General features: G+C 64.6%; 9 protein-coding genes. 8 read left to right on the top strand and 1 reads right to left on the bottom strand.

Going from position 1 to position 12552, the window contains the following annotated elements; all coding sequences use genetic code 11:
* The first annotated feature begins 241 nt into the window (after positions 1-241).
* From QUG03_RS15160 to QUG03_RS15140, 5 genes are all read left to right on the top strand, one after another.
* Complete coding sequence (locus QUG03_RS15160) at positions 242-2281, top strand: alkaline phosphatase D family protein (protein WP_500820343.1); 2040 nt, start codon at positions 242-244, stop codon at positions 2279-2281.
* Between the two features lie 357 nt (positions 2282-2638).
* Positions 2639-4378, top strand: coding sequence for an ABC transporter permease (locus QUG03_RS15155; protein WP_235084911.1), 1740 nt, complete (start codon positions 2639-2641; stop codon positions 4376-4378).
* 10 nt (positions 4379-4388) lie between these two features.
* Entirely contained in the window at positions 4389-5702 is a 1314-nt protein-coding gene (locus QUG03_RS15150) for an ABC transporter ATP-binding protein (protein ID WP_253313501.1), read from the top strand.
* A gap of 83 nt (positions 5703-5785) precedes the next feature.
* Positions 5786-6211, top strand: coding sequence for a DciA family protein (locus QUG03_RS15145; RefSeq protein ID WP_048413534.1), 426 nt, complete (start codon positions 5786-5788; stop codon positions 6209-6211).
* 57 nt (positions 6212-6268) lie between these two features.
* Positions 6269-6673, top strand: coding sequence for a hypothetical protein (locus QUG03_RS15140; protein WP_107797854.1), 405 nt, complete (start codon positions 6269-6271; stop codon positions 6671-6673).
* Between the two features lie 2 nt (positions 6674-6675).
* On the opposite strand, the gene QUG03_RS15135 is transcribed toward QUG03_RS15140, so the two are convergent.
* Complete coding sequence (locus QUG03_RS15135) at positions 6676-8286, bottom strand: FMN-binding glutamate synthase family protein (RefSeq protein WP_500820342.1); 1611 nt, start codon at positions 8284-8286, stop codon at positions 6676-6678.
* 239 nt (positions 8287-8525) lie between these two features.
* On the opposite strand from QUG03_RS15135, the gene QUG03_RS15130 reads away from it, so the two are divergent.
* The 3 genes from QUG03_RS15130 (at position 8526) to QUG03_RS15120 (ending at position 12529) form a co-directional block, all read left to right on the top strand.
* Positions 8526-9413 carry a phytanoyl-CoA dioxygenase family protein gene (locus tag QUG03_RS15130; RefSeq protein ID WP_500820341.1) on the top strand — a complete coding sequence of 296 codons (888 nt, stop codon included), beginning with the start codon at positions 8526-8528 and terminating at the stop codon, positions 9411-9413.
* Positions 9414-9485: 72 nt separating this feature from the next.
* Positions 9486-11147 (top strand): acid phosphatase, encoded by a 1662-nt coding sequence (locus QUG03_RS15125; RefSeq protein WP_500820340.1) that lies wholly within the window; start codon positions 9486-9488, stop codon positions 11145-11147.
* Positions 11148-12079: 932 nt separating this feature from the next.
* Positions 12080-12529 (top strand): hypothetical protein, encoded by a 450-nt coding sequence (locus tag QUG03_RS15120; RefSeq protein ID WP_235084922.1) that lies wholly within the window; start codon positions 12080-12082, stop codon positions 12527-12529.
* Positions 12530-12552: the final 23 nt, after the last annotated feature.

Here is a 12552-nt window from a genome sequence, read left to right as displayed (position 1 = left end):
GCGGCCGCGTCCCAAAGCGCGCCGCCCCGGCGCGGCGCTGGCGGGCGGAAGCGGATCAAACTCAAACAAGTGTTGGTTTTAACCCACGTTTCCCTGACAAATTCGAGCAAACACTCAATTAAATTGACACCCGCTGTCATGCCACTTTAATAATCCCCTCAAACAATAGCGCCTTTCCGACAAGGGCCGCCCACGGCCCGATTCAGACACAAGCACGCAGGACAATAGAGGGGAGACATTGATGGATCGCAGACAGTTTCTGAAGTGGAGCGGCTTCTTGACCGCCTCCGTCGCCGTCGGCAGCTTGAGCGCATGCGGCGGCGGGGGCGCGGGCAGCCTGCCCGGAGGCTCCGGCGCCGCGATCGGCGTCAACGGCAGCGGCTTTAGCCAGGGCGTGGCCTCCGGCGACCCCAAGCCGGACAGCATCGTGTTGTGGACCCGTGTCGACGGCGGCGACGGCAGCCAGAACGTCAAAGTCACGCTGCAATTGTCCGACCGCGCGGACTTCTCCACCCTGCTGGTGAACGTGGCGCTCAGCGCCCAGCCTGACTGGGACTACACCATACGCCACAAGGTCACCGGCCTTGGCAGCGCCGCCACCTACTACTACCGCTTCCTCACCGGCCCGGCGGTCAGCATGACCGGCCGCACCAAGACCGCGCCGGCCGCCGGCGCGCCGCTGTCCCAGCTCAAGTTCGCCTTCATTTCCTGTCAGGACTGGAGCGTCAACCACTGGGGCGCTTTCGAGGAATTGGCCAATCAGGATCTGGACTTCATCGTCCACCTGGGCGACTACATCTACGAAACCGTCGGCGCCGGCTTCCAGAGCGGCGGCAACGAAACCCGCCACCCGGCGCTGAGCCTGCCCAACGGCACCCTGCGCGCCGACGGCGCCCGCTACGCCACCACGCTGGCGGACTATCGCGCGCTGTACAAGTCCTACCGCAACGACGCCCGCCTGCAAAAGCTGCACGCCAGCTTCCCGATGATTGCGATCTGGGACGACCACGAGTTTTCCGACGACTGCTGGCAGGACCGCCAGGAATACACCGCCACCGACGACAGCTCGCCGCAAACCGCGCGCCGCCGCAGCGCCAGCCAGGCCTGGTTCGAGAATATGCCGGCCGACGTACGGCTGGACTTGAACAACCCCTCGTTCCAGAACATCCAGATCTACCGCAGCTTCACCTTCGGCGACCTGGCCACCCTGGTGATGACCGACGAGCGCCTGTACCGCAGCGACCACATCATCCCGGAGACCCAGGCCGGCGGCGAAATCGGCAGCCGCTACTTCGTGCAGAAAAACACCCTGGCCCAGGTGGAAGCCGCCAAGATGGCCTCCACCGGCGGCAATCTGCTCAATGTCTCCATCCTGGGCGAGACGCAGCGCGCCTGGTGGCAGACTCAGATGAAATCCGCCGCCACCACCTGGAAGCTGTGGGGCAATGAAGTCTCGCTGCTGCGCATGGGCTTTGACGGCACCGTCGCGGTGGCCTCGCTGCTGACCCAGGGCCTGGCGCCGCAACTGGCCGGCATGGGCCTGACGCTGACCCAGCCGCAGATCGCCCAGCTGCAAGGCGCGCTCTATCTGGACCTGGCCGCCGCCAACACCAGCGGCTCCACCCCCGTGGTCAGCTACGCCAACACCCAGCCGCTGTTGAACACCCTCAGCGGCGGCGCGATCTCCGCCGGCGTGTTCAACGCCGCCATCAAGCCCGGCCTGGACGCCAGCCTGCCGCCGTCGATGTTCTTCGATAAATTCATCCTCAACGCCGATCAATGGGACGGCTACAACGCCGAACGCAAAGCGCTGATGGCCTATCTGAAAGCCCAGGGCGTCGCCAATGTGGTGGCGCTCACCGGCGACATCCACGCCTTCTTCGCCGGCCCGGTGATGGACGACTACGACGCCGCCAGCCCCGCACCGGTGATGGTGGACCTGGTCACCGCCGGCGTATCCAGCAACTCGCTGTTCAGCTATTTCAAAAACGTGGTGGACACCGTGCCGGCCTTCTCCAAGGCCAAACCGTTGATCTACACCACGGTCAGCGGCCAAGTAGTCGACACCTTCACCAACACCCTGCAAAGCTTCAACAGCTGGCTCAAATACGTGGACAGCGACGCCCAGGGTTACGCCTTGGTCACGCTGACGCCGGCCAAACTCAGCTGCGCCTTCCACAAGGTGGCCGCGCTGAACGGCGGCGCGGCGCCCAGCCCGGCCACCGCCAGCGTCAAAACCGTGGAAGTGTCGGCCGGCAGCCCCGCCGTCAACGTCTTGTAAGCATTAACGCCGCCGCCCGCTCGGAACGCCGGGAGCGGGTGGCGAAACGCCACTCAGTTTCAAACAGTACAATCCGTCACAAAAGCCCAACAAATCTGCGGCGCCGGTAACATTCCCGTCCACGCAACTCTGCTAGTATCCAGCGCCTACGCCACGCGCATTTTCCCGCCGCAAACCAGCCTCCGCGACAGCCCGCCGTCCCTGATGCTGGCCTATGCTGTGAAGGCAGGCGGGCCGATCCCGGCCGCGCGTCGCGCCGCAACCCCAGATCGTCGGGCCGGCTTTCCGCCGCAACTCCGCCCGGACAAAACAGACTACACACCGCCGGCGTCGGCGGCGATAAACCGGAGAGGCCCGATGACAGCCGTTGTCCGCCATTTCATGCCCGCCACGGCCAAGCGGCTGATTCCCAACCGCTGGGACCTGATCGCGTTTCCGCTCCTGCTCGGCTTCCTGCTGATGGCCACCACCGGCATCCGCGAAACCTGGGCGCCGCTGACCGCGCTGCAAACCGTTCCCATCACACTGGACCCGGCCAATCTGCCGGAATACGCGCTGCGCACCACGCTGCGCATGCTGGCCGCCATGGCCGCCGCGCTGGTCTTCACCCTGGTTTACGGCACGCTGGCGGCCAAGAGCCGCCGCGCCGGCCTGCTGCTGGTGCCCATGCTGGATATCCTGCAATCGGTGCCGGTGCTGGGCTACATCTCCTTCACCGTCACCTTCTTCCTGGCGCTGTTCCCCGGCCGGGTGCTGGGCGCGGAGTTCGCCGCCATCTTCGCCATCTTCACCAGCCAAGCCTGGAACATGACCTTCAGCTTCTACCAATCGCTGCGCACCGTGCCGCGCGATCTAGAGGAAGTCTCCGTCAATCTGCGGCTGACGCCGTGGCAGAAGTTCTGGAAGCTGGAAGTGCCGTTCTCCATGCCCGGCATGATCTGGAACATGATGATGAGCATGTCCGGCGGCTGGTTCTTCGTGGTGGCCTCGGAAGCCATCACCGTCGGCGACAAGACCGTCACCCTGCCCGGCGTCGGCTCCTATCTGGCCATGGCCATCCAGCACAAGGATCTGGCCGCGGTGGGCTGGGTAATCCTGACCATGACCGTGGTCATCGTCGTCTACGACCAATTCCTGTTCCGCCCCATGGTGGCCTGGGCCGACAAATTCCGCCTGGAAGACACCTCCAGCCAATCCGCGCCGGAATCCTGGGTGCTCAAGCTGATCCAGCGCACCCGCGCCATCCAGCTGCTGCTCAAGCCCTTTGGCAAACTGCTGCGCAAAACCGCCCGGCTGCGCCTCAACTACAGCCTGCCGCAAGGCCTGCATTCGGAGGCGCAAACGCCGGTGTCGCGCGGCATCGACGTGGTCTGGTGGCTGTTGGTGGCGGCGCTGGGCCTGCTGGCCAGCTGGAAGCTGCTGACCTTCATCCATACCGAAGTGGGCCCGGCCGAAGTGCTGCGCGTGCTGGGCCTGGGCCTGATCACCCTGCTGCGGGTCACCTTGCTGATCCTGCTGGCCTCGCTGATCTGGGTGCCGCTGGGCGTGCACATCGGCCTGCGCCCGGCGCTGGCGGAAAAAATCCAGCCGCTGGCCCAGTTCCTCGCCGCCTTCCCGGCCAATCTGCTGTTCCCGGTGTTCGTGGTCTTCATCGTCCACTTCAAGCTCAATCCGGACATCTGGCTGTCGCCGCTGATCGTGCTGGGCACCCAGTGGTATATCCTGTTCAACGTGGTGGCCGGCGCCAGCGCCTTCCCCAACGATTTTCGCGAAGCCGCGGCCAATTTCCGCATCCGCGGCTGGCAATGGTGGCGGCAAGTGATGCTGCCCGGCATCTTCCCCTACTACGTCACCGGCGCGATAACGGCGTCGGGCGGAGCCTGGAACGCCAGCATCGTGTCCGAATACGTGTCCTGGGGCGACGACAAACTGGCCGCCCACGGCCTGGGCGCCTATATCGCCCAGACCACCGCCGCCGGCGACTACCCCAAGATCCTGCTCGGCATCGCCGTGATGTCCATCTTCGTCGTTCTGTTCAACCGCCTGCTGTGGCGTCCGCTGTACGCCATCGCCGAAAACAAACTCCGTCTCAGCTAAGGGGGCAACCATGACACTAGACACCACCACCCCGGGACGGGAAATCTTCCAGCTGAAAAACGTCTGCCGCGGCTTCAACAAGGGCAATGACGAAATCCAGGTGCTGGACGACGTCAATCTGACGCTGCGCGAAGGCGAAATCGTCGGCCTGCTGGGCCGTTCCGGCTCCGGCAAATCCACCTTGCTGCGCATCATCGCCGGCCTGATCAAGCCCAGCAGCGGCGACGTCCGCTACCACGACAAGCCCTTGACCGGCCCGGCCGAAGGCGTGGCCATGGTGTTCCAGACCTTCGCGCTCTTCCCCTGGCTGACCGTGCTGCAAAACGTGGAGGCCGGCCTGGAAGCGCTGGGCGTGGAAGCCAAGGAACGCCGCCGCCGCGCGCTGGCCGCCATCGACCTGATCGGCCTGGACGGCTTTGAAAACGCCTACCCGCGCGAACTGTCCGGCGGCATGCGCCAGCGCGTCGGCTTCGCCCGCGGCCTGGTGGTCAACCCCACCCTGCTCTTGATGGACGAGCCCTTCTCCGCGCTGGACGTGCTCACCGCCGAAACGCTGCGCACCGATATGCTGGATCTGTGGAGCGAAGGCCAGTTGCCCATCCAGTCCGTGCTCATCGTCACCCACAATATCGAAGAAGCCGTGTTCATGTGCGACCGCATCCTGGTGCTGTCGTCCAACCCCGGCCGCGTGGTGGCGGAAATCAAGGTGCCCTTCCCGCACCGCCGCAACCGGCTGGACCCGGCCTTCCGCAAAATGGTGGACGACATCTACGCGCTGATGACCGCGCGCCGCAGCGCCCATACCCTGCACAAGCTGCCGCTGGAAATCGGCAGCCAGCTGAGCGAGGTCTCCACCAACCTGATGGCCGGCCTGATCGAGGAAGTGGCGCAAGCGCCGTATCACGGCAAGGCGGACATGCCGGAAATCGCGGAAAAGCTGCGGCTGGAAGTGGACGAGTTGTTCCCGGTGGCGGAAATCCTGGAACACCTGGGCTTCGCCGAACTGAAAGACGGCGACATCCTGCTCACCGCCGCCGGCAAGCTGTTCGCCGACTACGGCACCCAGGAACGCAAAGTGCAGTTCGCCGAACACCTGCTGCGCCACGTGCCCATGGCCGCCCACATCCGCAAAGTGCTGCAGGAGCGTCCGGGCCAGCGCGCGCCGCGGCTACGCTTCGCCCAGGAGCTGGAAGACTCGCTGTCCGACGAAACCGCCGAAGAAACGCTGGACACCGTGATCAGCTGGGGGCGCTACGCGGAAATCTTCTCCTACAACGACCACAGCGAAACCTTCAGTCTGGAGGATGTGGAAGGCGGACAGTAAGACTTGGGGGCGCCGCCGGCCCAAGGCTCCCCAAGCGCCCCCCTCAGCGGCTACAATGGACTGTTTTCACTAGACTGCCCGCCATGTTCGGACGCCAATTCAACGACATCGCCAGCAAAGACAGCACCCTGACCCGGCTCACCGCCGAGGCCAAAGAGCTGATGAAGCTGGACCGCGCCTTTCAGAAACTGCTGCCGCCGCTCTTGGTCGGCAGCTGCCGCGCCGTGCGCATCCGCGACGACGAGCTGGTGATTTACACCGACACCGGCATCATCGCCGCCCGCTTGCGCATGCTGGCCCCCGGCCTGTTGCCGCAATTGGCCAAGCAAGGTTTCATCGCCGGCAAGACCCGGGTCAAGGTGGATGTCCGCCTGGCGCGCAAGCCGCGTGAAAAAAAGCTGAAAATCAGCCAGAACGCGTTGGACGGCATGGAAGAAGCCGCCGCCAGCGTCAGCAATCCGCTGGTCAGCGCCGCGCTGGCCAAGCTGATCGCCCACCACCGCAAGTAAAGACCGGGACCGCCGCCCAGCTTGCCGCCACCGGCCAAACCGGCTTAAAGTCGCGGCATGAAACAACACATCATCATATTGATCGCCGGTCTCGCCGCCGGCTTCGCCCAAGCCGCGCCGACGGAACAGCCGACGCCGGCCGAGGCGGAAGCCGCTTTCAAGGCCCAGGCCCTCGCCTCATTCGATTCCAAGCCGGAATCCACCCACACCCTGCTGATGCGCTCCATGGTGGAGTCCACGCTCAAAGACCTGCGCGTCACCGCGGTGAACGACTGCCAGAACGACGAGGAAAACGCCACGCTGGACTGCGAAGTCAGTTATCAGGCCCGCAAGCTCACCGGCAAGCCGGTGGAGCGCGAACAACGGATGCGCTTCAGCCGCCAGGACGGCCAATGGCGCATCGTGCCGCCGCCCAAGGACGCGGACGACGAAGAAAGCGGCGCCGCCTCCGCCCCGCAATAGGCTCAGGCCGGCTGGGCCTCGAAGCTGTCCGCCCGCGCCATCTGCCACATGCGGCCGTAAAAGGCCGCCTTGATCTCCGGCTCCAACAACTCGCCCGGCTGCAAAAAGACGTGCAGCTGCGAAAACAGGCGGATCTCGGTATCGCTGACGCGGCGCACCAAGTGGTGCGGCCGCAGCTGCGACGGATGTTCCAGCCCGGCCGAGGCCAGCATCTCCGCCAGCGCCTTCATGGTGTTGCGGTGGAAATGAAACACCCGGTCCGCCTTGTCCGGCACCACCAGCGCGCGCTGGCGCAGCGCGTCCTGCGTCGCCACCCCGGTGGGACAACGGTTGGTGTGGCAGCTCTGGCTCTGGATGCAGCCGATGGCGAACATGAAGCCGCGCGCAGAATTGGCCCAGTCCGCGCCTATGGCCAGCACGCTGGCGATGTCGAAGGCGCTGACCAGCTTGCCGCTGGCGCCTATCTTGATCTTGTCGCGCAGATTCAGCCCCACCAGCACGTTGTGGACAAACAGCAGGCCCTCGCGCAGCGGCACGCCGATGTGGTCGGTGAACTCCAGCGGCGCCGCGCCGGTGCCGCCCTCCTTGCCGTCCACCACGATGAAATCCGGCAGAACCCCCGTTTCCAGCATCGCCTTGGCGATGCCCATGATCTCCCACGGGTGGCCCAGGCAGAACTTGAAGCCCACCGGCTTGCCGCCGGACAGCTCGCGCAGCCGGGCGATGAAGCGCATCAGTTCGATCGGCGTGGAAAACGCGCTGTGGCGCGACGGCGACACGCAATCCTGCCCCAGCGGCACGCCGCGGGTGGCGGCGATTTCCGGCGTCACCTTGTGCTTGGGCAGAATGCCGCCGTGGCCGGGCTTGGCGCCCTGGCTCAGCTTGATCTCAATCATTTTCACCTGCGGATTGCGCGCCTGCTCGGCGAAGCGCTCCGCGTCGAAACCGCCGGCCGCGTCGCGGCAGCCGAAATAGCCGCTGCCCAGCTCCCACACCAGCGCGCCGCCATGTTCCAAGTGATAAGGGCTGATGCTGCCCTCGCCGGTGTCGTGATAGAAGTCGCCGCGTTGCGCGCCCTGGTTCAAGGCGCGGATGGCGTTGGCGCTGAGCGCGCCGAAGCTCATCGCCGACACATTGAACAGAGACGCCGAATACGGCTGCGCGCACTGCGGGCCGCCGATCTCCACGCGGAAACCGGCCGGATCGCTCAGCGGCGCCGGCCGCATCGAATGGCTGATGAACTCAAAGCCCGGCTGGTACACATCGATCAAGGTGCCGAACGGCTTGTCCGCGCCCTCGTTCTTGGCCCGCGCGTACACCAGGGAGCGCTGCGCGCGCGAAAACGGCAGCTGCTCGCGGTCGGACTCCAGCAAATACTGGCGGATTTCCGGACGGATGCTTTCCACCAGGTAACGGATATTGCCCAGGATCGGGTAATTACGCCGCACCGCGTGACGGGTTTGCAGCAGATCGAACACCCCCAGCAGCGTCAGCGCGGCCGCCGCCAGCGTGAACGGCCACAACCACTCGTAATGGACGAAAGGCAGGCTGAACAAGGTGAACAACAGGCAACAGGAGAAGAAAGCGTAACGGCTCAACAAAGACACACTCATGTGGACTCCAAAACTTAGGTGGCGGAGAAGGCCCAGGGTAAGGTGACGCCCCGCCGCGCACAAGCCGCGGCAAGCACCCATTCACATTAATAAATACATTCACTACATAGATAGTCCGCCACCTGATCTAAAGGCCGGCTCCACAAACACGACGACTATCCGGAAGATAACATCGCTCGACATCCACACCGCCGCGGCCCGGCCGCCGGTTCATTAGATAAAACGATGGAACCCACCACATGCCCAGCCTGCAACGCTTCCGCCCGGACACCGCGCCGGAAACCCTGATCGCCGCGCTAGAACAAGACGGCGGCATCGTGATAGAACAGCTGTTGACCCCGGAAAGCCTGGCCCAGTTCCGCGCCCAGCTGCAACCGTTGCTGGACCGCTCCGCCCCCTGTCAGGGCGATTTCTACGGCTACGCCACGCGCAGGATCAGCGGTCTGATCGAACGCGTGCCCGTCACCCGCGAACTCGCCGCCCATCCGCTGATCCTGCAAGTGATGGACGCCTTCCTGCTGCGCGGCTGCCGCGAATACCAGCTCAATCTGACCCAGGCCATCAGCATCGGCCCCGGCGAACCGCGCCAATTCCTGCACAGCGACGATCTGATGTTCCCCGGCACCGCGCCCGGATCGGAAAAAATGATCAACTGCATGTACGCGCTGGACGACTTCACCGAACAGAACGGCGCCACCTGCGTCGTGCCCGGCAGCCACCGCTGGCCCGAGCCGCGCGAAGCCCGTCCGGAAGAAGTCATCAGCGCCGCCATGCCCGCCGGCTCGGTGCTGATCTACCTGGGCTCGCTGACCCACTGCGGCGGCGCCAACCACAGCGACCAAGCGCGCACCGGCGTGGTCATCAGCTACAACCTGGGCTGGCTGCGCCAGGCGGAAAACCAATATCTCGCCGTTTCCCGCGAACTGGCCCGCACGCTGCCGCCGCGGCTGCAAAGGCTGCTGGGCTACTTCGTTCACGCGCCCAATCTCGGCAGCATAGACGGCCGCGACCCGATAGAACTGCTACGCGAGGAGCCGCCGGCGGACACGCTGTTCCGCGAATTCCTGCCGGAGGAAATTCGCCAGCCGTTGGCGGAAGCGCGCGCCGCCGCGCTGCGCGTCGACTAAACGCCGACATCCTGCCGCAACACGGCGGCGGGATGATGGACAACACCACACGCTCTCAGACAAGGACGCATCATGACCGCCGCCGATGAACAGGACAGCTCGTTGCCAGCCGAAACGGACGCCCCGCAAGACCCCTCCCGCCGCCGCCTGTTCGAAGGCCTGGCCGCCATCGGCGCCAGTTGCGCCTTGCCCGCCGCCGCCGCGCCCAGCAGCCACCCGCGCCGCGGCAAGCTGGACGCCCTGCTCAAGGCCAATATCAAAAACGTGGTGGTGATCTACCTGGAAAACCGCAGCTTCAACAACCTCTACGGCAACTTCCCCGGCGTGGCCCAGCCGCTGAGCGCGGTCAAGCCGGAACAGGCGCAGCAACGCGACCGCGACGGACAGCCGCTGTCCGGCCTGCCCAAGATCTGGGGCGGCCTGGTGCCCACCGGCCAGACCGTGGCCGGCAAGCGCTATTTCATCGAAGAAAAAGACATCCACGGCCTGCCCAACGCGCCCTTCCCGCTAAAGGACGCCGAAGGCCAGCCGCTGCCGGAGGCGGTGATCACCCGCGATCTCTGTCATCTGTTCTATCACAACCAGATGCAGATCAACGACGGCCGCAACGACCAGTTCGTCGCCTGGGCCGATTCCGGCGCGCTGGTGATGGGCCACTACCCGGACACCGCGCGCACGCTCAACCAATGGCAGATCGCCCGTCGCTTCACCCTGTGCGACAACTTCTTCATGGCGGCCTTCGGCGGCTCCTACCTCAACCACCAGTTCCTGATCTCCGCGCGCACTCCGGAATACTTCAACGCCGCCCAGACCCCGGCCAAGAAGAAAATCGCCGTACTGGCCGACGGGCCCACCGGCCACCAGTTGGCGCTGGACCCCAAATCCCCGGCCTCCGCGCTGGACGGCCCGCCCAAATTCGTCAACAACGGCGCCATCACCCCGGACGGCTACGCGGTCAACACCATGGCCCCGCCCTACCAGCCCAGCTTCGTGCGGCCGGCGGAAGGCGGCGACAAGCGCTACGCCGACCCGCAAGATCCCAGCACCCTGCCGCCGCAAAGCTACCGCACCATAGGCGACCTCTTGTCCGAGAAGCACATAGACTGGGCCTGGTACGGCGGCAGCTGGCAGGCGGCGCTGAACGGCAAGGGCGGCGGCGACGCGCCCAACTTCCAGTACCACCACCAGCCCTTCAACTACTTCCGCCAGTTCGCGCCCGGCAGCGCCGCCCGCGAGCGCCATCTGCTGGACGGCGGCCTGGGCGACAGCCCGATTTCCAACCGCTTCATCGCCGACGCCGTAGCCGGCAAGCTGCCCGCGGTCGCCTTCTACAAGCCGCAGGGCAACCTGAACATGCACGCCGGTTATTCCGATGTGGAGTCCGGCGACCGTCATGTGGCCAATGTGTTGCAGCATTTGATGAGCGGGCCGCAGTGGAAGCATATGCTGGTGGTGATCACTCACGATGAGAACGGCGGCTGGTGGGATCATGTGGCGCCGCCGCAGGGGGACCGCTGGGGGCCGGGCTCGCGGATTCCGGCGATCATCACCTCGCCGTTCGCCAAGCGCGGGCATGTGGATCACACCTTTTACGACACCACGTCCATCATCCGTTTCATCAGCCGGCTGCACGATTTGCCGGAGCTGGAGGGGGTGAGCGCGCGCAATGCGGCCTTCCGCGCGCGCGGCGCGCAGCCGCCGGGGGATTTGACCGGGGCTTTGGCGTTTGCGTGAGGGGGCTTGGTGAGTAGGGTTTGCTTCTTCGCAGCCCTACACTTGCTTAGGGCTAGTGTCTAAGGAATTTGAATCCGCTACGCGGATAATGATTTTCATTGCCGGGGCTGCCCGGCGGGCAGGAAGGGGAATTTGCTCGGCCAAATTCCCCTTCACCCCAAAGGCCGCCCTGCAAGCCTGGCCTGTGGCTTCCCGCCGGGGCCCGTCAGGCCCGAGGCGCGGCTGAACTCGCACCGCGCTAACGTCGCGGTGCTCGAACAGGCAGCCGCTTAAGACCTCGGACCTGCCACCCGTCGGCAGGCTTGAAGGGACTAGGGGCGCGTCGAATACGTGGTTTCCTTTATGGAATAAGACTTATCCACAGACAAGGGTAGTGAAGCAAAGTTACCCACAAAGCGGCCTAGGCAGCGAATCAACCATCCCCTATCTCGAAAATTGACCACCTCGTGTAGTAACCAAGTGTCCCCTCGGGGCGCGCTCCGGGTTTCGCGTCCTGGGGGACGAGGGGGATGGAAGGGGGCGGCGGCCCGCCCCCTCCCCGTCTTATTCCCTCGCGACGCTGCGCTTGCCTCGCTCGGTCAGCGCGGAAAGCGGCACCTAAATTAATATCCGCGTAGCGGATTCAAAACCAGATCACTCAACAACTAAGCCCCGCTCAATCAAAGCAACCACCCCACCTTGACCCCAGCCGCCCCCTCAGCAACAATCGCCCGGTGTCGACAATAACGGCACACGGGATTGGCGTCCCGTAAGTTGACAGAGGGCTCACACTTTCCGGTGTGAGCTTGGTTTTACCATGAGCGTGCTACTTGGCAGACGCATGGTGGGCTATAAGCCTCCATTTTCAACTATTTGATTTGTTTAGACGCCAATCCTGTTCCCTCTGCTTTGGGATCAGGTGCTTCATCTTGTGTCATTACAGGAGAAACACCATGCAACACCCTCAAAACTTTCCCCCGCGCCGTCGCTACAAATTGAACGCTCTGGAACAACAGAGCGCACTGCTCCCCTTCGTCCGCTTCTGCCCCGGCCACACCTACCCGCATTACTGGCAAATGCCCACACCCAGCAAGGATCTCCTCGCCGACCACGCCTATGGCCGCGAATGCGCGGCTCACCTGTTGCAATGGATGAAGGACAATCGGGAATACGTCGGTAAAGGCCTGCTCAGCCGCGTGGCGCGCGACATTGATTTTGACGACCGCGACGGACGCGGCCAGTGGATGGGTTTCTTCAACTATCTGGAAATCATGATGCTGCTGGGGGCCGACCGGGTCCGGGTTTACCGCCATGTCGATAGCCAACACCAGATCTATCTGGCGCTGGGACAGCGCTTCAGCCTGGAAGCGCGCTTCCGCCGCATCCGCCTGCGAAACCGCTAAGCGTCTTGCGGTGGGTATCGCTG

Source organism: Chromobacterium sp. CCUG 30098, from assembly GCF_059916605.1.
Note: the sequence above shows the minus strand (reverse complement) of the source record. Positions and strands in the feature narration are given on the sequence as shown.

Bases quoted from the DNA above. Each gene is read 5' to 3' on its own strand.
- QUG03_RS15130 (WP_500820341.1), top strand. From the start codon at position 8,526: ATGCCCAGCCTGCAACGCTTCCGCCCGGACACCGCGCCGGAAACCCTG.
- QUG03_RS15135 (WP_500820342.1), bottom strand. From the start codon at position 8,286: ATGAGTGTGTCTTTGTTGAGCCGTTACGCTTTCTTCTCCTGTTGCCTG.
- QUG03_RS15155 (WP_235084911.1), top strand. From the start codon at position 2,639: ATGACAGCCGTTGTCCGCCATTTCATGCCCGCCACGGCCAAGCGGCTG.
- QUG03_RS15140 (WP_107797854.1), top strand. From the start codon at position 6,269: ATGAAACAACACATCATCATATTGATCGCCGGTCTCGCCGCCGGCTTC.
- QUG03_RS15120 (WP_235084922.1), top strand. From the start codon at position 12,080: ATGCAACACCCTCAAAACTTTCCCCCGCGCCGTCGCTACAAATTGAAC.
- QUG03_RS15160 (WP_500820343.1), top strand. From the start codon at position 242: ATGGATCGCAGACAGTTTCTGAAGTGGAGCGGCTTCTTGACCGCCTCC.
- QUG03_RS15150 (WP_253313501.1), top strand. From the start codon at position 4,389: ATGACACTAGACACCACCACCCCGGGACGGGAAATCTTCCAGCTGAAA.
- QUG03_RS15145 (WP_048413534.1), top strand. From the start codon at position 5,786: ATGTTCGGACGCCAATTCAACGACATCGCCAGCAAAGACAGCACCCTG.
- QUG03_RS15125 (WP_500820340.1), top strand. From the start codon at position 9,486: ATGACCGCCGCCGATGAACAGGACAGCTCGTTGCCAGCCGAAACGGAC.